This is a genomic window from Flavobacterium sp. (genome assembly GCF_043722275.1).
Classification (GTDB): Bacteria; Bacteroidota; Bacteroidia; order Flavobacteriales; family Flavobacteriaceae; genus Flavobacterium.
Window position 1 is genome coordinate 1 of record NZ_JAYSPC010000034.1, and the last position, 17043, is coordinate 17043.

At 31.0% G+C, this 17043-nt stretch carries 21 protein-coding genes; 12 read left to right on the forward strand and 9 right to left on the reverse strand.

Translation table 11 applies throughout. The features are described from left to right. Positions 1-100: 100 nt before the first annotated feature. Positions 101-574 (reverse strand): Dps family protein, encoded by a 474-nt coding sequence (locus ACHZDT_RS04310; RefSeq protein ID WP_394773416.1) that lies wholly within the window; start codon positions 572-574, stop codon positions 101-103. Between the two features lie 109 nt (positions 575-683). Here ACHZDT_RS04310 and ACHZDT_RS04315 point away from each other — a divergent pair, with 109 nt between their 5' ends. Beyond that, on the forward strand, positions 684-1625 hold the full coding sequence (locus ACHZDT_RS04315; RefSeq protein ID WP_394773417.1) for a LysR substrate-binding domain-containing protein: 942 nt from the start codon (positions 684-686) through the stop codon (positions 1623-1625). A gap of 33 nt (positions 1626-1658) precedes the next feature. Here ACHZDT_RS04315 and ACHZDT_RS04320 read toward each other — a convergent pair whose 3' ends face one another. Together ACHZDT_RS04320 and mnmD are read right to left on the reverse strand one after the other, a co-directional pair. Next, positions 1659-1856, reverse strand: coding sequence for a hypothetical protein (locus ACHZDT_RS04320; RefSeq protein WP_065450557.1), 198 nt, complete (start codon positions 1854-1856; stop codon positions 1659-1661). Between the two features lie 164 nt (positions 1857-2020). Beyond that, entirely contained in the window at positions 2021-2686 is a 666-nt protein-coding gene (gene mnmD / locus ACHZDT_RS04325; protein ID WP_394773418.1) for a tRNA (5-methylaminomethyl-2-thiouridine)(34)-methyltransferase MnmD, read from the reverse strand. Between the two features lie 307 nt (positions 2687-2993). Between mnmD and ACHZDT_RS04330 the strand changes: the two genes are divergently transcribed. From ACHZDT_RS04330 to ACHZDT_RS04340, 3 genes are all read left to right on the forward strand, one after another. After that, positions 2994-4064, forward strand: coding sequence for a branched-chain amino acid aminotransferase (locus ACHZDT_RS04330; RefSeq protein ID WP_394773419.1), 1071 nt, complete (start codon positions 2994-2996; stop codon positions 4062-4064). A gap of 79 nt (positions 4065-4143) precedes the next feature. After that, positions 4144-4632: a Crp/Fnr family transcriptional regulator gene (locus tag ACHZDT_RS04335; protein WP_394773420.1), complete on the forward strand. Its 489-nt coding sequence runs from the start codon at positions 4144-4146 to the stop codon at positions 4630-4632. A gap of 158 nt (positions 4633-4790) precedes the next feature. Beyond that, on the forward strand, positions 4791-5147 hold the full coding sequence (locus ACHZDT_RS04340) for a DUF4406 domain-containing protein (RefSeq protein ID WP_394773421.1): 357 nt from the start codon (positions 4791-4793) through the stop codon (positions 5145-5147). 51 nt (positions 5148-5198) lie between these two features. Here the strand turns inward: ACHZDT_RS04340 and ACHZDT_RS04345 are convergent, their stop codons facing one another. Then, on the reverse strand, positions 5199-5579 hold the full coding sequence (locus ACHZDT_RS04345; protein WP_213307686.1) for a nucleoside triphosphate pyrophosphohydrolase family protein: 381 nt from the start codon (positions 5577-5579) through the stop codon (positions 5199-5201). An 81-nt stretch (positions 5580-5660) separates the two neighbouring features. On the opposite strand from ACHZDT_RS04345, the gene ACHZDT_RS04350 reads away from it, so the two are divergent. The 5 genes from ACHZDT_RS04350 (at position 5661) to ACHZDT_RS04370 (ending at position 8712) form a co-directional block, all read left to right on the forward strand. Beyond that, complete coding sequence (locus ACHZDT_RS04350) at positions 5661-5849, forward strand: hypothetical protein (protein ID WP_394773422.1); 189 nt, start codon at positions 5661-5663, stop codon at positions 5847-5849. A gap of 192 nt (positions 5850-6041) precedes the next feature. Beyond that, positions 6042-7190, forward strand: coding sequence for a transcriptional regulator (locus ACHZDT_RS04355; RefSeq protein WP_394773423.1), 1149 nt, complete (start codon positions 6042-6044; stop codon positions 7188-7190). Positions 7191-7248: 58 nt separating this feature from the next. Next, a complete protein-coding gene (locus ACHZDT_RS04360) occupies positions 7249-7791 on the forward strand; it encodes an RNA polymerase sigma factor (protein ID WP_394773424.1) in 543 nt (180 codons plus the stop codon). Positions 7792-7824: 33 nt separating this feature from the next. Further along, positions 7825-8241 carry a hypothetical protein gene (locus tag ACHZDT_RS04365; RefSeq protein ID WP_394773425.1) on the forward strand — a complete coding sequence of 139 codons (417 nt, stop codon included), beginning with the start codon at positions 7825-7827 and terminating at the stop codon, positions 8239-8241. A gap of 12 nt (positions 8242-8253) precedes the next feature. Further along, positions 8254-8712: a sensor of ECF-type sigma factor gene (locus ACHZDT_RS04370; protein ID WP_394773426.1), complete on the forward strand. Its 459-nt coding sequence runs from the start codon at positions 8254-8256 to the stop codon at positions 8710-8712. A 78-nt stretch (positions 8713-8790) separates the two neighbouring features. Here ACHZDT_RS04370 and ACHZDT_RS04375 read toward each other — a convergent pair whose 3' ends face one another. Beyond that, positions 8791-9852, reverse strand: coding sequence for a WD40/YVTN/BNR-like repeat-containing protein (locus ACHZDT_RS04375; protein WP_394773427.1), 1062 nt, complete (start codon positions 9850-9852; stop codon positions 8791-8793). A 121-nt stretch (positions 9853-9973) separates the two neighbouring features. Between ACHZDT_RS04375 and ACHZDT_RS04380 the strand changes: the two genes are divergently transcribed. From ACHZDT_RS04380 to ACHZDT_RS04390, 3 genes are all read left to right on the forward strand, one after another. After that, on the forward strand, positions 9974-11233 hold the full coding sequence (locus ACHZDT_RS04380; protein WP_394773428.1) for a hypothetical protein: 1260 nt from the start codon (positions 9974-9976) through the stop codon (positions 11231-11233). A gap of 134 nt (positions 11234-11367) precedes the next feature. Beyond that, positions 11368-13341 carry a KUP/HAK/KT family potassium transporter gene (locus tag ACHZDT_RS04385; RefSeq protein WP_394773429.1) on the forward strand — a complete coding sequence of 658 codons (1974 nt, stop codon included), beginning with the start codon at positions 11368-11370 and terminating at the stop codon, positions 13339-13341. Positions 13342-13484: 143 nt separating this feature from the next. After that, complete coding sequence (locus ACHZDT_RS04390; protein WP_394773430.1) at positions 13485-14714, forward strand: RsmB/NOP family class I SAM-dependent RNA methyltransferase; 1230 nt, start codon at positions 13485-13487, stop codon at positions 14712-14714. Between the two features lie 483 nt (positions 14715-15197). On the opposite strand, the gene ACHZDT_RS04395 is transcribed toward ACHZDT_RS04390, so the two are convergent. From ACHZDT_RS04395 to ACHZDT_RS04410, 4 genes are all read right to left on the reverse strand, one after another. Then, complete coding sequence (locus tag ACHZDT_RS04395; RefSeq protein ID WP_394773431.1) at positions 15198-15401, reverse strand: hypothetical protein; 204 nt, start codon at positions 15399-15401, stop codon at positions 15198-15200. A gap of 65 nt (positions 15402-15466) precedes the next feature. Next, positions 15467-15601: a hypothetical protein gene (locus ACHZDT_RS04400; protein ID WP_394773432.1), complete on the reverse strand. Its 135-nt coding sequence runs from the start codon at positions 15599-15601 to the stop codon at positions 15467-15469. A gap of 139 nt (positions 15602-15740) precedes the next feature. Further along, a complete protein-coding gene (locus ACHZDT_RS04405) occupies positions 15741-15914 on the reverse strand; it encodes a hypothetical protein (RefSeq protein WP_394773433.1) in 174 nt (57 codons plus the stop codon). A gap of 194 nt (positions 15915-16108) precedes the next feature. Then, positions 16109-17026, reverse strand: a complete 918-nt coding sequence (locus ACHZDT_RS04410; RefSeq protein ID WP_394773434.1) for a peptidase, M50 family protein — start codon at positions 17024-17026, stop codon at positions 16109-16111. Between the last annotated feature and the right edge of the window lie 17 nt (positions 17027-17043).

Sequence of the window (17043 nt, forward strand, 5' to 3'; positions counted from 1 at the left end):
TTTTTTTGTAAATATAACCATTGCTGAGTATCCTTTTTACAAAAACAGCATAAAAGTTGTGTTTGTTCCGTGGAAAAACAATCTTCTTCGAAATAAGAATCTACTTATTTAAAAAAGCAGAATACATCCAAACTAATTTTTCTTGTGCGCGTATGTAATCACTCATCAATGCGTTTGTGCCTTCATCGCCGGCTTCGGCAGATAAATCAAGTAATTGGCGCTGAATAGAAATAGTTACTTTAAACGAATGTAAAATATCTTCTACCGCTTTAATGCCATTTGAAACCTGGCTGCTTTCTGCAATTTCAGAGGTTTTTTTGTAATCAGAATATTTATGATTTGGCGTATGGCCAAGTGTTAAAATACGTTCCGCAACTTCATCTACTTTTAAAAGTAAATCATTATATAATTCTTCAAATTTTATATGCAAGTCAAAGAAACGCTTACCACGGATATTCCAGTGAATTCCTCTTAAATTTTGATAATAAACCTGAAAATTTGATAACAGAATATTTAATTCTTTTACTAACAATTCTGATTCTTTTACAGGCAATCCTAAAATATTTGTTTTCATCTTTTTTTTCTTTTATAATATGTTTACTACAAATTTAAAATAACTTCTTTAAAAATGTTATAAAAAAAAATTATATTTTCTTATTTTTGCATCACAAAATACTATCAAAATGACGATTACTCAATTACAATATGTGTTAGCAGTTGCAGAACATAAAAATTTTACTCTTGCTGCCGAAAAATGTTTTGTTACCCAGCCTACTTTAAGTATGCAAATCCAAAAAATTGAAGACGAACTTAATATTCTGATTTTCGACAGAAGCAAAAAACCTATCCAACTTACTGATATTGGTCAAAAAATTGTCAATCAGGCAAAGAATATTGTAAATGAAGCCGATAGAATTAAAGATATTGTAGAACAGCAAAAAGGTTTTATTGGAGGAGAATTTCGTTTAGGAATCATCCCTACCATTATGCCAACACTTTTACCCATGTTTTTAAATAACTTCATTAAGAAATATCCTAAAGTGAAACTTTTAATAGAAGAATTAAATACAGATGAAATTATTCTGAAATTAAAAAACGGTCATCTTGACGCTGCAATTGCTGCAACTCCGCTTGAAGATGAAAAAATAAAAGAGATTGTTTTATATTTTGAGCCTTTTGTCGCTTACATACCAGAAAGCCATTCGAGTTTTCAAAAAGAAGAAATTGAAGTTTCTGATTTAAATTTAAATGAAATTTTACTTTTGCAGGATGGTCATTGTTTTAGAGACGGAATTTTGAATTTATGCAAAAACGGTTCTGATATTGACCAGAATAATTTTCAGATTCAAAGCGGAAGTTTTGAAACTCTGATCAAATTAGCCGATGAAGGTTTGGGTACAACATTACTTCCGTACTTGCACACTTTAGATTTAAAAGAGTCCGATAAACTGAAACTACGAAACTTTAAGGAACCAAAACCTGCTCGTGAAGTAAGTTTGATTTACCCAAAAAGCGAATTGAAAATGCATATCATTGACGCGCTCAGATCTACAATTGCCGGAGTTGTTAAAGGAGCAATTGTTTTTCAAAATGTTCAAATCATAAGTCCGTTACCAAAGAAATAGACAATAAAAAAGGAGCCAAATTGGCTCCTTTTTTTATACTTTGATTAGTAGTAAACTTTGTTTTAGTTCTGGTTTTTCAATAATAAAATTCATTAACCATTCTTGTAATTGTTCCATTTCGTATGGTAACAGGGTTTTGATAGCTTTCTCTAATTCTTTACAGAAAAGTATCGGGTCGAAACTTACTCTCTCAAGTATCGATTTCGTGTAATCAAACATCATTTTTGACATAATAAAATAAGATTTTGGGGGTTATCTATATTTCTAAACTCGCACAAATTTAATCAAATATGATTCATAAGCACTCATTTTAACTTATTTTTTTAAAAACTATAATTACGAATACGTTTTCTTAATAAATATAAATCAATATAGAACGATTCTAAACAACTCATTTAAACCTTTTTAAAGGCTCTAAACATTTCTCGTTTTCCAGGAGGTCCCGGTAATTTTTTAACTATAAAACCAACTTCAATCATGCTTCTTTTAACAACTCCGCGAGCGGCGTATGTTACTAAGACACCATTTGGCTTTAAACTATTGTACATTTTTTGAAAAATTTCAGTACTCCAAAGCTCCGGCTGCACTCTATATCCGAAGGCATCAAAGTAAATCAAATCAAAAGTTTCAAAATCGTTGATTTCATGAAAAAATTGTTTCCTTTTGGTTAACGAAAAAGCATTGCAAATTTCAACTTTTTCATTCCATTCACATTTATGCATTTTTTGAAAAATGTTCTCAAATTCCAATGCATCAAGTTCCGTAACATAATTCATTGCCAAAACTTCTACCGCATCAACCGGATACGCTTCTACTCCAACATAATCAATCTTCTGATTTTTTTGATTACCTTCTAAAAAAGTAACAAAAGCATTTAAACCTGTCCCAAAACCAATTTCAAGAATACTTACAGGATTATTACCGAATAATGAAAGTCCGTTTTTTATAAATACATGTTTCGCTTCCTGAATGGCACCATTTTTTGAATGATAGCATTCATCCCACTCTTCTAAATGAATTGTTGTTGAACCATCTAACGTTTTAATTATTTCTCTTTTCACTATTTTCGGATTTTATAATCTGATATTATTGGTATTCAGCGTTTTTTACGAGTCAAATTTAATCAAAACAAATGCGTAAAGCCTTAAAAAACGGCTGTTTTTTCATAAATTCTTTATAAAAATGTCCTAATTTTTTGACTTTATTATAAGATAAATAAATCTCAGTTAAAGGGCATAAATAATGCAGTTTTACTAAGTAAATTATATATTTTTACTTAATTTTGCATTTAATAAATTCTATTTACACCAAATCATTACTTTAGAATCTTCTATTGTAATGTAATTACATAAAAACCTTTATATAATTATGAGTACAACTCAAACAAGCAAAATTGAAATCAGAAAAGCCACTTCGTCAAAAATAAGCGGAGTAGACTTTCAAAACTTAAGCTTTGGTGCTGTTTTTACAGACCATTTATTCGAATGTGATTTTAAAAACGGAGAGTGGCAAAATCCTGTCATTAAGCCTTATGCTCCAATTTTAATGGACCCTTCTTCAAAAGTCTTCCATTACGGACAAGCTATTTTTGAGGGAATGAAAGCTTATAAGGATGACAATAACGATGTTTGGTTGTTTCGTCCTGATGAAAACTTCAAACGTTTTAATAATTCTGCAATTCGTATGGCAATGCCTGAAGTTCCGGAATCTATTTTTATGGATGGTTTGAATGAACTTTTGAAAATTGATCAGGAATGGGTTCAAAAAGGAAACGGAAGCAGCATGTACATTCGTCCTTTTATGATTGCAACCGGCGCTGGTGTTGTTGCTAATCCTTCTGACGAATATAAATTTATGATTTTACTTTCTCCTGCACAATCGTATTATGCCGGCGAAGTAAAAGTAATTATTGCGGAACATTATAGTAGGGCTGCAAATGGTGGAATTGGTGCTGCAAAAGCTGCCGGAAACTATGGTGCACAATTTTACCCAACTAATTTAGCAAATAAAGATGGCTTTCAACAAGTGATCTGGACAGATGATGCAACGCATACTAAATTAGAAGAAGCGGGAACAATGAACGTTTTCTTTAGAATTAATGATACTTTATTAACTGCTCCAACAAGCGAAAGAATCTTAGATGGTGTTACCAGAAAAAGTTTGATTGCCATGGCAGAAAAAGAAGGTCTTAAAGTTGATGTTCGTCCTGTTATTGTTTCAGAATTAGTTGAAGCGGCTAAAAACGGATCGCTGAAAGAAATCTTCGGAGCCGGAACTGCTGCGGTAGTAAGCGTTATCAAAGGTTTCTCTTATCAGGATGTTTATTATGAAATGACTCCGGTGGAAAATTCATATGCTTCTCTTTTAAAAGAAAAACTAACAAGCCTTCAAAATAAATTAACTGAAGATACATTTGGCTGGACTGTAAAAGTGCAATAAATCGTATTTAGTATTGATTCACAAACCCGACAGTTTTTTAAAATCTGTCGGGTTTCTTATTTTATAGAAGCCATAAAAAATGAACGAAAATCTTGTTTTAAATAATATTGCCAAACATATTTCGCTTGACGAAAATGAAATTTCATACTTTCTTTCTATTTTGAAGGAAAAGAAATATCCTAAAAAAAGTATTATTTTAAAAGAAGGAGAAATTTGCCGAACAATAAATTTTGTCCAATCCGGAACTTTAAGAGCTTTTTACAGAAGTCCCGAAGGAAAAGAATCGACAATCATGTTTGCAATTGCCGACTGGTGGATTACAGATATGTCCTGTTTTATAAACCAACAACCTGCAATGCTGAATATTGAAACAATAGAAGACAGCATTATTTTCTATTTACAAAAAGAAGATTTAGATGAATTATATCTTAAAATTCCAAAATTTGAACGGTTTTTTAGAATCATAATGCAAAACGCTTATATAAGGGAACAATTAAGAGTGATCCAAAACCTTTCACTTTCGGCAGAACAGCGGTATTATCTTTTCTGGACAAATATCCTAAAGTAGCACAACAAGTTACACAAAAACAAATTGCATCGTATTTAGGAATTACTCCGGAGTTTTTAAGCATGATTCGGGCAAATAAAAACAAATAGATCTTTTTCTTAAACTACATTATTTTTTTAGTTTCATATCTTCACGTGATTTGTAAAAAATAAAACATTATGATGATACTTATTGCAGGTCCTTATCGTGGCGGGACAAATGATGATCCTAAATTAATTCAAGAAAATTTAGAAAAACTAGAAGCCGTAGCACTTCCTTTATTTAGAAAGGGACATTTGCCTGTAATTGGCGAATGGCTGGCTTTACCATTAATGCATTTAGCCGGATCCAAAAATATTGGCGACAGCGTTTGGGACGAAATACAATATCCTGTCGCGCACAGACTTCTGGAAAAATGTGATGCAGTTCTTCGTCTTGAAGGCGCATCAAAAGGAGCTGATAATGATGTTAGAATTGCACAAGAAAAAGGTTTGAAAATTTATTATCGTTTAGAAGATATTCCAAACGCTGAATAACCAGAAATTAAAAAATCCCTAATAGTTTTAACTTATTAGGGATTTATATTTTTAAAGTAATTTGGAAAAATCAGGTTTAAAATAATTCGGACCTTTTAATACTTTACCGTCTTCTCTATAAATTGGCTGACCGTCTTCGCCTAATTTACTCATATTACTACGCTGAATTTCATCAAAAACAGCTTCGATTTTATCCTGCAAACCGTGTTCGATAATTGTTCCGCACAAAATATACATCATATCTCCAAGAGCATCAGCAATTTCAACTAAATCATTGTTTTGAACTGCTTCAAGATACTCCTCGTTCTCCTCTTTCATTAAATTATAACGAAGTGTTTTTTTAATTTCACCCAAATCTGCAATTGGCGTTTGACTGTGACCTATTTTAAAAGCAGTATGAAATTCAGTTACTGCATCAAGTTGTTTCCTCATGATTTTATTTGCTTAAATGAAATGCCAAATTAGCAACTATTCATATACAATTCTCTAAATTTGTCAAAAATAATTTTTACTATGTTTAGTCAAGGACAATTAATATTCGCGCTCTGTTTTTTTATTGCATTTGTAATCGTAATGATATTTGCTTATCGAAAAGATCTTGCATTACACAAAATCTTCTACAAAGGAAACTACAAAGTACTTATAGCATTTTTGATTTTTATTGCCCTTTTGTTTGTGATCAAATTTTTCTTTAAAAGATAACTTCAAGAATTTATTACTATATTTAGAATGAAATAATTTCTGAAAAATTTACAATTAAACTTCTTCAGAACCGTTTTGTTTTAAAGCTTTTTTTGATGAATATAAATTTCATAAAGTTTACTTTTATTGCGGCACAATTAACGTGACTAGTAATAAAATTTATAACTTTACGACACAAAATAACCGACTCCAATGAAGATTCTAAAATATTTGTTTCTATTACTATTATTAAGCTTAGTTGCCCTGACTGTTTTTGTCGCTACCCAAAAAGGGAATTTTTCTGTTGAAAGAAGCAAAGTCATCAATTCACCAAGAGCAACCGTTTATAATTATATAAATGATTTTAGAAATTATGAGGATTTTGAATCGTGGGCTATTGAAGATTCTACGATAAAAATGACTTTCCCAAATAAAACTACCGGAAACGGCGCTTCATTTTATTGGGACGGAACCGAAGGAAAAGGAAATGCAATTACATTAAAAGCTATAGAAGGAGAAAGTATTCAGCAAAAAATGAAATATGACGGTTCAGAAGCTGATGTAAACTGGACGCTTAAAGATACGCTGGCAGGAAAAACAAAAGTTACCTGGAAATCAAGCGGAACGATGAGTTTTTTATTCAAGGTATATGCGGCTCTAAACGGAGGTTCTGACAAAGTTATTGGAACTATTTATGAAAAAAGCCTTGCGAATATTGATAAAAACTTAGATTTTGAAACTAAAACTTTTACCATAAAAGTAAACGGAATAGTGAAGAAAACAGAAACTGCTTATATAAAACAAACTTTTACGAGTGAAATTGCAAAAATTAATAAAAACGCCAGAATTGTAATTCCTAAACTTATCGAATTTAGCCAAAACAATGGTTTATCAACAAACGGAAAACCTTTTATTATTTATCATACTTACAACACCGCAACCGGATTAGCAAAAATTTCTATTTGTTTACCTACAAATAAGGAAATCATGACCACATCCGGAAGTGATATTTTAGGCGGAACACTAAACGGATTTGAAGCTGTAAAAACAACTTTAACAGGTGATTACACACATCTTAATGAAGCAATGGCAAAAACCACTGCTTTTATCAATAATGAAAAAATCATTCCTGAATTGAGCTGGTCTCATCTTGAAATTTTAGCTGTTAGCAAATTAGATGTAAAAAGCCCGTCTAAGTTGGTAACGGAGATTTATTATCCGATAAAACCAAAAGTGGTTCCGGTGGTTAAAGAAGTTCCTGCATACAATCCTGCAGCAGCATCAACTACTCCAAAACCAGCAGCAGAAACGCCAAAAACGACACCAAAACCAACTACTGAAGAGGAACAATCAGAATTCTAAAATAATTGGCATTAAACCTTTTGTTTAAAATTCATTCTAATAAAGTAAATCGAAAAATTTGACAGACGAGAAGGAATTTATAGCTCAATTATTAAATCCTCAAACGCAAAATACAGCGTTTCAAAAACTCGTATCTGATTATCAAAAACCATTATATTCTCATATTCGGAACATCGTTTTGAATCACGATGATACTAATGATGTTTTGCAGAATACTTTCGTAAAAGTTTTTCAATATCTAAAAAATTTCAAGGGAGAAAGTAAGCTTTTTTCCTGGATGTATCGAATTGCAACTAACGAAGCATTGACTTTTTTAAATCAAAAAGCAAAACTAAGCGGCTTATCATCTGAAGCATTGCAAAATAAAACCATCGACAATTTAAAGGCTGATGTTTATTTTGACGGTGACGAAATTCAGATAAAACTTCAAAAAGCGATTGTAACCTTGCCAGAAAAGCAACAATTGGTTTTTAAAATGAAATATTTTCAGGAATTAAAATACGAAGAAATTGCTGAAATTCTTGGAACTTCAGTTGGTGCTTTGAAGGCATCTTATCATCATGCAGTAAAAAAAATTGAATTATATGTTACATCAAATTAAACCTTTTGTTATAAAACATATCTTATAGACATTATGAAAGCATTTAAATTAGAAAACGAACCGAAAATAGCCACTGGATTTAAAACTCCGGAAAATTATTTTGATGATTTTTCGGCAAAGGTTTTACAACAGATAAGCGAAGAAAAAGAAGTAAAAGTAATTCCGATTTACAAACGTAAAAAGGTACTTTCATTACTTGCTGCAGCAGTAGTTGTAATTGCAATGATGATTCCTATAGTAAACAATTACAATAATACCTCTAAAGAACTTGACGAAGATACTTTAGAAACTTATTTAGCTTATCAGTCTAATTTAAACCAATACGATCTGATTCAAAATCTAGATACAAAAGACATTAAAAAACTAAGTAAAAATGTTGCAATTGAAGATGAAACCCTGGAGGATATTCTGGCAACAAACCCTAATATTGAGCATTTAATTTCCGAATAAAACAACTTAAAGATGAAAATCAAAAATATATTTCCAATAATGCTATTTCTGATAAGTTTTTCATTTTACGCTCAAAGCGGAAAAACAGATGAGAAACGTGAAAAAATCAAAGCTTACAAAGTTTCTTTTTTAACAACAGAACTAGAGCTGACTTCTACAGAAGCTGAAAAGTTCTGGCCCATTTATAATGCGTACGACGATAAACAATTTGAATTAAGACATCAAAAAATGAAAACGTATATGCGTAAATTAGATGATGACAACATCAATTCAATGTCTGAAAAAGACGCTGTAACACTTTTATCTCAGATGGAAAGTACAGATAAGGAATTATATCTTTTGCGTGATAAATACAATACTAGTTTAAAGAAAGTTTTATCAGCAAAAAAAATATTGAAACTTAAAAAATCAGAAGACGATTTTAATCGAAAACTCTTGCAGCAATACCGGGATAAAGCTGCAAAAGATTAAGGTTTATTTTTACCGTAACAACAGCGACAGGAACCCTATATAATAATACTTACTTTATTATTTAGGGTTCTTGTTATTTTATTTAAAATTGATTCTAACCAGTTTATTATAACCCGCTGCAATTGCAGTATTTTTATTTAAAAATCGAATTGTAAAAAGCTTTGTATCATTCGATAACTGAACCCATGAAGCTCCATTATCAGTAGAATATTGCAATCCTCCCGATCCAACACAAACCAATTGCATTCCGTTACTTCCGGGAACATATTGCACACATGAAGCATATCCAAAGCCTTCATTTTGACCAATCAATTGCCATGTTTTTCCTCCGTCTTTAGTAAAAGCCTTGTTATCTTTATTCTTCTCAGGAAAATCATAATCACCACCTGCAATAAAGCCTATTTTTGAATCATAAAAATCAGCAGTAAAAATTCCTGCCATTTCTTTCCCCTGAGTTATAGGAGTATCAACAACTTTCCATGTTTTTCCTTTGTCCGGTGAATAAAAAGTTCTTGCTTTTTTTCCGCCCGAAACAAGCCAAGTATCATTTCCTTTTATTACGATATTTGTATTACTTGCAGAAAAAGCAGCTTCACCAGCAGCATTTGTAGGCAATTTATCAGATAATAGTTTTGTCCATGTTTCTCCTCCATCACGAGTAATGATTACAGAAAAAGTATCTTCTGTAGGATCACCAACAGCAATTCCCTCTTTTTCATTCCAGAATTGCATACTGTCGTAAAACACTTTATCATTAACTTCTTTATAAACTAATTTTATTTTTTTTGTTTTTTTAGAAACCTGATAAAGTAACGCAGGATTTCCTACACTTAGTAAAAATACATCATTTGGAGTCTGGGCAATGCTTCTAAATTCTAACTTTAAAGTATCACGATAAATATGCTCTTCATACTTCTCATTTTTATCTAAATCATAGTAACCAAAACGAGAATTATCGCCACCGTACCAAATTTTATTTTTGTCTATTGATATCGCACGAATACTAATTTTATCCTTAAATAAAGTGTCAACCTGAATACTGGAAAAGTAACCATTTAACGCTACTTTATCATTGTAATGCAACGTCTTGAAAGACATAAATAAAACAAATGCGCAACAAAATAAAAGTACTTTTTTCATATAAATAATTGTTTAATGGGTGCTAAAATACAAATATTTACAAAATATGAAATAGGTTAGGTGTTTTTTTCTGGCACAGTAATTGGATATCCCAGAATATTAATCTTAATATGATTTAAAAATGAAAACGAAAATACTTTTAATAGCCATGTTAGCAATAGGTTTAGGTTCTTGTGCAGTACAAAGCCAGACTACTGTTTATGCAAAAAATTCAGATATAAGCGATAACTTAGATTTAAGAGCAGTAGCTTCTATGTTTGGTGAATCAGCGAATCTTCAGGATTTTGAAAGACGTTTGAATGATCCAAAATATCAAATATCCAATCTTGATTTAAATGGAGATGATCAGGTTGATTATTTACGTGTAATTGAATCTGTAGAAGACAGAACTCACGTTGTAATTATTCAGTCTGTTTTAGATCGTGATGTTTATCAGGATATTGCAACAATTGATGTAGAAAGAGATAATTACAATAAAGTTAGTGTTCAGGTTGTAGGTAACACTTATTTATACGGAGACAACTATATCTATGAGCCGGTTTATAGCGTAGCTCCGGTAATTTATACTTCATTTTGGGTTACAAATTACAGACCATACTATTCTAGCTGGACCTGGAATGTGTATCCAACTTATTATGCTGCCTGGAGACCTTACCCCATTTACAGATATAGAAGCAACATAAATGTTTGTATCAACGTAAACAATCATTATAATTATGTAAATACAAGAAGAAGTTACAGAGCTCCGGCTTTATATGCATCAAGACGTACGTATGGTTATGAAACAAGACGTCCTGACTACAGTTTTGCTCAAAGACATTCTAATGTAACTAACAGATATGATTTAGATCAAAGACGTGTTGCAAGCAGAGAATCATCAGGAAGAAACCAAAATACTTCTTATAATACTAACAGAAATAATTCTTCAAGAGTTTCTACAGATAACAGAACTCCAAATAGAAATTATACTGAAAACAGAACTCCTGGTACAGACAGAAATTACAATACAAATCGTGTTTCTACAGACAGATCAAATTCAGCAACTGTAAATAATAACAGTAACAATAATTCTGTAAGAGTTGAAAATACTCCGAGAACAGAAAACAGAAGAGATTATAGCCAAAACAACACAAATTCTCAAAGAGCAAATTCTCAAAACAGTATGAATAATAATACTGCTCCAACTCAAAGAACAGAAGCACCCAGAAATTATTCAGAAAACAGAGGAAGTTCAGAAAGCAGAGGAAACTCTGCAAGACAACAAAGCACTCAAAACACGCAACGTTCTGAAGCTCCAAGAGTAAGTCAGGAGTCAAGAAGCGGCCAGCCACAAAGAGAAAGCAGTTCTGGTTCAAGAAGCGGCGGCGGAAGAAGAGGTTAATATTAAATTCGCATTTCTAAATAAAAAACTAAAGCACAATTTGACGATTGTGCTTTTTTTTATCTTTTTTCTTATAATTGATTCTAATTTGTTTTAAAACAGTAAATTTGCAACCGTCTTTTATAAAAACATACATGAGCGCATCGCATAAAAACTTACACAGTAAGTTGTCTATAGGGGGTTTATTGATCACATTAGGAATTATTTATGGAGATATTGGTACTTCTCCATTGTATGTAATGAAAGCCATACTGGGCGATTACGCCATTAATTCTGATATTGTTTTAGGTGGAATTTCATGTGTCTTCTGGACATTAACACTTCAAACTACCATAAAGTATGTCCTTATTACCTTAAGCGCTGATAATCACGGTGAAGGTGGTATTTTTGCACTTTATGCACTAGTCAAAAAGACTAAAATTCAATGGCTCATTGTACCCGCCATAATTGGTGGTAGTGCCTTGCTTGCCGATGGAATTATTACTCCGCCCATCTCAATATCATCTGCCGTAGAAGGAATTAGAGCGTTTTATCCTACAATGGAAACCCAGACAATTGTATATATTGTTATCGGGATTTTATTTGTCTTATTTACCATACAACAATTTGGAACCAAGCTCGTTGGAAAATTCTTTGCTCCAATGATGTTAATTTGGTTTGCCATGTTAGGAACTTTGGGAACAATACAAATTTTAAGTCATCCGGAAGTAATAAAAGCAGTAAACCCATATTACGCTTATCATTTATTGTCTATTCATCCTGATGGTTTTTTTGTACTAGGATTTGTATTTTTATGTACAACCGGTGCAGAAGCATTGTACTCAGACATGGGACACTGTGGAAGAAAAAACATCAGAATAAGCTGGATCTTTGTAAAAACTACATTAGTGTTAAATTACTTTGGTCAGGCAGCATATTTAATTCACCATGAAGGAAGTACATTACAGCAATTAGGCGGAGAAAATGGAAATCCTTTTTACCTCATCATGCCACATTGGTTTTTACCATTCGGAATTGTCGTTGCAACTTTAGCAGCCGTAATCGCTTCTCAGGCACTTATAAGTGGTTCGTTTACATTGATAAACGAAGCAATGAGATTGAATTTCTGGCCAAAAGTAAAAATTAAATATCCTACTGAAGTTAAAGGCCAACTATACATTCCGTCAATTAACTGGTTATTGTTTTTTGGTTGTGTGGGAATCGTTTTGCACTTCCAGAAATCAGGAAATATGGAACATGCCTACGGTCTTGCTATCATTTTATGTATGATTATGACTACTATTTTACTTAATTATTATTTAATAATGAAAAGAGTAAAATTGTATTTAATGGTACCGCTTATTACTATTTATCTTCTGATAGAATTTAGTTTCCTAATTGCTAACATTACAAAATTTGCCGAAGGTGGATATGTAACGTTAATTATTGCAATGCTTTTGATTTCTATTATGACGATCTGGTATCTGGCTAAGAAAATTAATAAAAGCTACACTAAAATCATCAAAATCGACGATTATAAAAAAGTATTAATGGAGTTAAGCGAAGACTTATCAATCCCGAAATATGCAACGCATTTAGTTTATATGACAAATGCCAATCGTGTAGATGAATTAGAGGAAAAAGTAATTTATTCCATATTACAAAAACGTCCAAAAAGAGCTGATATTTATTGGTTCGTTCACGTAAACATTCTTACTGAACCTTATAAAACACAATACACAGTTACCGAGATTGCTAAAGACGACATTTATAGAATCGATTTTAATTTAGGATTCAGAGAACCTACAAAAATCAATTTAATGTTCAGAGAAGTAATTCGCGATATGGTGAAACGTGGCGAAGTAGATATTACCAGCCGTTACGAATCATTGAACAAAAACAATATTATTGGTGATTTTAAATTTGTATTATCTGAGAAATTTTTATCAAATGATAACGACTTAAGATGGCACGAAAACATTATCATGAACTCTTATTTCTTTATCAAGAAACTGAGTTTATCTGAAGAAAGAGCTTTTGGTTTAGACAGTAGCTCAGTTAAAATAGAGAAATTCCCAATGGTGCTTCACGCTCCGGAAAACATCGGCTTGACCAGAATTATAAAGTAAATCATTTCAAAAAAAATTCAAAAACACTCTTTTAAACTTTATCAGAGTGTTTTTTTCTTTTTAAAGGAAGTTAAAATAACAATCAGAATTAAAAATTTAACTTTCAATCAATTAATAGTACCTTTGCAACTCAAATATTTAAAATGAGATTACACAGAAATTTAGTTTATACTACCATCGATTCTTTAAATGCAATTTTCAATGAAGGAGAATATGCAGACAAAGTGGTAGCAAGAGCATTAAAAAAAGACAAACGTTGGGGAAGTTCTGACAGGAAGTTTGTTGCTGAAACGATATACGAAATTGTTCGTTGGAAACGATTATACGCAGAAATTGCCGAAGTAAAAGAACCTTTCGACAGAGAGAATTTATGGAGAATGTTCGCTGTTTGGGCAGTTTTAAGAGGATATCCAATTCCGGATTGGAAACAATTAGAAGGAACTCCTGAAAGAAAAATAAAAGGACGTTTTGATGAACTTTCTAAAGTCAGAGCATTAAAAGAATCTATTCCGGACTGGATGGACGAATTAGGTGTGAAAGAATTAGGCGAAAAAGTCTGGGCTACAGAAATTGCGGCTCAAAACCAACCTGCTAAAGTTATTTTAAGAACTAATACGCTTAAAGGAACTAAAGAAAGCCTGAGAAACACCTTGATGGATTTAAATATTGAAACTGAATATTTAAAAGATCAGCCTGAAGCTTTAGTTTTAAAAGAAAGAGCAAATGTTTTTTTGACAGATGCTTTTAAACAAGGACTTTTTGAGGTTCAGGATGCTAACTCACAATTAGTTGCCGGTTTTCTGGATGTAAAACCAGGAATGCGTATTGTTGATACTTGCGCCGGAGCCGGAGGAAAAACATTGCATATTGCTTCCTTAATGGAAAATAAAGGACAATTGATTGCAATGGATTTGTATGAAAGCAAACTAAAACAATTAAAATTAAGAGCGAAAAGAAATGGCGCTTTTAATATTGAATACAGAATCATTGACACAACAAAAGTGATCAAAAAATTACACGAAAAAGCTGATCGTGTTTTAATTGACGCACCTTGTAGCGGTTTAGGAGTTTTAAAAAGAAATCCTGATGCCAAATGGAAATTAAAACCTGAGTTTATTGATAACATTCGTAAAGTTCAGGCTGAAGTCCTAGAAAGCTATTCTAAAATTGTAAAACCGGGCGGAAAATTAGTTTACGCAACATGTTCAATATTACCATCAGAAAATCAGGAACAAGTAGAAAAATTCTTGAAAACTGAAATCGGGAAGCAATTTACTTTCATTAAAGATCGTAAAATATTAGCTTCTGAATCAGGTTTTGACGGTTTTTATATGGCGTTATTAGAGCGTAAAAATGCTGTGATTGCTGAATAAAAATAAATCCAATATTTATAAAAAAGCCTTTAGAAAATTTTCTAAAGGCTTTTTTATCGTTTACAAAATGTAGCTCAAATCTAACATTTTTGTGGTTGTTATATTTTTTTATCTATCAATATTTTCTACCAACATTAAACTCCTAACGGAGTAAATTTATGATGCAATGTTTAAAGAAGGCGAACTAGACGAAAAAGTGGTATGTCGGGATTTCAGACTAACCACTTTATATGTTGCTATTGAGTAAAAAACACAAGAAAAAAAATACATCTTGATGTCGTAATTAGAGTAAAATCACTTCAAGGAAGTCAATATCCTTATTTGGGCAACAACCCAGCGATTGAAAGAATACATTGTAAATGATTTGGCGTTAAATTAGTAGCGTTTTAAATCAGGTAATTCTATGAATTCTTTAACGATTTACAGCAACGCATTCCTGAGATAAGAATAACCAAAAGATTAACTTATTAGAACACACGATATTTAAACCAAACTTTGTTTTTTCCAGAGATCAAAATATTTTTCTTTTTTCTCTAATAAACCGTGATGGTTTCCAGATTCTATAATTTTGCCATTGTGCATTACCATAATTGTTTCTGCACTCGCAATTGTACTTACTCTATGGGCTATAATTATAATTGTTTTACCTTCTTTTTTGAAATTATCTATGGTTTGTTTGACTATCATTTCAGAATTTGTGTCTAATGATTAAACAAAAATATTAATCTAAAGAAAGTTAAGATTCATTTGAATTAATGATTGAAATAATAGTATGCCTTGCCAATTTCATAACCGCTAAAGTATAGAAAGAATAATAGAAAAATTGCTGTTAAAACAATTTCTAAAAATTTGGCATCTTTCATTTCTTTTGTATTAAAATTATTCATGCTTCTTAAAGTTTTTAATTGTTATTTTGATAATACTCTCCCAAAAACCTCTCCCTTATTAAATATATAAGCTAATAGTAACATTATGGCAAAGATTCCGAATAAAATATAAAATGAATTACTCTTAAAAAATTTCATATTATTCTCTTTTTAAATAAGTCTTATTAGTAATCAAATAAATAAGAAAGGTCACACCCAGGGCATTAGAAATACCCAAAAGAAAGGAAATAATATGATTTCCTGAATATTTTCTCAATAAAATGATAATGGCAAAGTACAATATACTTGCAAAAATGATGGTAATTTTTTTCATAACCTGAAATTTGATTTTATTAACATATATTCTAACGAATGATTAAATATTAGGAAACTGTTTCTTAAATATGAACTGTTTTGTTTTAATATCATAAAGGTAATTACTAAAATAATAAATCTGTGACTGCGAAGCGCACATAATCTCTACGAAATTTTTAAATATGATCTTTCTTGTATTGAGATCGTTTCATTTTAATTAATCACACTAATTCTATCTTTATAATTTTTAATAATAGTTTTTGTTTTTAATATTAATATTGGAATGAATTTCTTCAATAGTCCAAACAATAAGTAAAAGAATAAAATGGGAATAAATAGTTTACCTAATTCAGCTAGTGAAAAATGTGAGTTTTTAGAAAATAAGTCTAGAATGAATTTCTTACTGTTTTGAGGAAAATATAAAATTGAATTTGGATTTTTTATAACTACAAAATAAATAAAGAAAACAATGAAACTGTAACTTACTAAACCATAAAGTAATATAAAATAGTCAATTTTTACCCAATCTTTTTTGGGCTTAAAAATTTGTTTTATTTTAAAAAAACCATGAGCCATTAAATTAGGTTTTTCTAAAGCATCAGATAGAATCCAATATCCATCGCTTCTGACAAATGGATTTAAGCTATGTAATATTGAAATCGAAAATATGCACGCGAGAATAATTAAGTTCTGATAATTAAAAAATAATCCGACAGCTATTAAACAAACGACATAAACTACCTCAAAATACATTCCTGCCATATTAACAACAATTCGCTGTCCTTTTGGTAATTTCCAAATATCTGTTACGTCAGCAAAATATACAGGCATGAATAAATAAAATCCTCCACCAATACCTCCATGTTTAGCACCATAATAGTGTGCCGCTGAAGCGTGACCAAATTCGTGAAAAGTAACACCTACAAAACTTAATATAAAAAAAAACAACCATTCAGATTTTGCCATACTTGCATGAAAAATTTGATCACTAAAGAGATAAAAACTAATTACTAATGATAAAATAGATAAAACAAAAATACTTTTTAAAACTTTTGGTAAAAATAAAAATTTTAAATACTGAGTCAATTTAGAAACTACTTTTTCATTAATTACAATAAAACTTAATTTCAAATAACTGGGCTTAACAT

What these genes read in the sequence shown, in the direction of transcription:
- ACHZDT_RS04395 (WP_394773431.1), bottom strand. Translation starts at nt 15,401, where the DNA reads ATGATAGTCAAACAAACCATAGATAATTTCAAAAAAGAAGGTAAAACA.
- ACHZDT_RS04385 (WP_394773429.1), top strand. Translation starts at nt 11,368, where the DNA reads ATGAGCGCATCGCATAAAAACTTACACAGTAAGTTGTCTATAGGGGGT.
- ACHZDT_RS04380 (WP_394773428.1), top strand. Translation starts at nt 9,974, where the DNA reads ATGAAAACGAAAATACTTTTAATAGCCATGTTAGCAATAGGTTTAGGT.
- ACHZDT_RS04355 (WP_394773423.1), top strand. Translation starts at nt 6,042, where the DNA reads ATGAAGATTCTAAAATATTTGTTTCTATTACTATTATTAAGCTTAGTT.
- ACHZDT_RS04345 (WP_213307686.1), bottom strand. Translation starts at nt 5,579, where the DNA reads ATGAGGAAACAACTTGATGCAGTAACTGAATTTCATACTGCTTTTAAA.
- ACHZDT_RS04405 (WP_394773433.1), bottom strand. Translation starts at nt 15,914, where the DNA reads ATGAAAAAAATTACCATCATTTTTGCAAGTATATTGTACTTTGCCATT.
- ACHZDT_RS04375 (WP_394773427.1), bottom strand. Translation starts at nt 9,852, where the DNA reads ATGAAAAAAGTACTTTTATTTTGTTGCGCATTTGTTTTATTTATGTCT.
- ACHZDT_RS04335 (WP_394773420.1), top strand. Translation starts at nt 4,144, where the DNA reads ATGAACGAAAATCTTGTTTTAAATAATATTGCCAAACATATTTCGCTT.
- ACHZDT_RS04370 (WP_394773426.1), top strand. Translation starts at nt 8,254, where the DNA reads ATGAAAATCAAAAATATATTTCCAATAATGCTATTTCTGATAAGTTTT.
- ACHZDT_RS04330 (WP_394773419.1), top strand. Translation starts at nt 2,994, where the DNA reads ATGAGTACAACTCAAACAAGCAAAATTGAAATCAGAAAAGCCACTTCG.
- ACHZDT_RS04310 (WP_394773416.1), bottom strand. Translation starts at nt 574, where the DNA reads ATGAAAACAAATATTTTAGGATTGCCTGTAAAAGAATCAGAATTGTTA.
- ACHZDT_RS04350 (WP_394773422.1), top strand. Translation starts at nt 5,661, where the DNA reads ATGTTTAGTCAAGGACAATTAATATTCGCGCTCTGTTTTTTTATTGCA.
- ACHZDT_RS04400 (WP_394773432.1), bottom strand. Translation starts at nt 15,601, where the DNA reads ATGAATAATTTTAATACAAAAGAAATGAAAGATGCCAAATTTTTAGAA.
- ACHZDT_RS04390 (WP_394773430.1), top strand. Translation starts at nt 13,485, where the DNA reads ATGAGATTACACAGAAATTTAGTTTATACTACCATCGATTCTTTAAAT.
- ACHZDT_RS04320 (WP_065450557.1), bottom strand. Translation starts at nt 1,856, where the DNA reads ATGTCAAAAATGATGTTTGATTACACGAAATCGATACTTGAGAGAGTA.
- ACHZDT_RS04365 (WP_394773425.1), top strand. Translation starts at nt 7,825, where the DNA reads ATGAAAGCATTTAAATTAGAAAACGAACCGAAAATAGCCACTGGATTT.
- ACHZDT_RS04315 (WP_394773417.1), top strand. Translation starts at nt 684, where the DNA reads ATGACGATTACTCAATTACAATATGTGTTAGCAGTTGCAGAACATAAA.
- ACHZDT_RS04340 (WP_394773421.1), top strand. Translation starts at nt 4,791, where the DNA reads ATGATGATACTTATTGCAGGTCCTTATCGTGGCGGGACAAATGATGAT.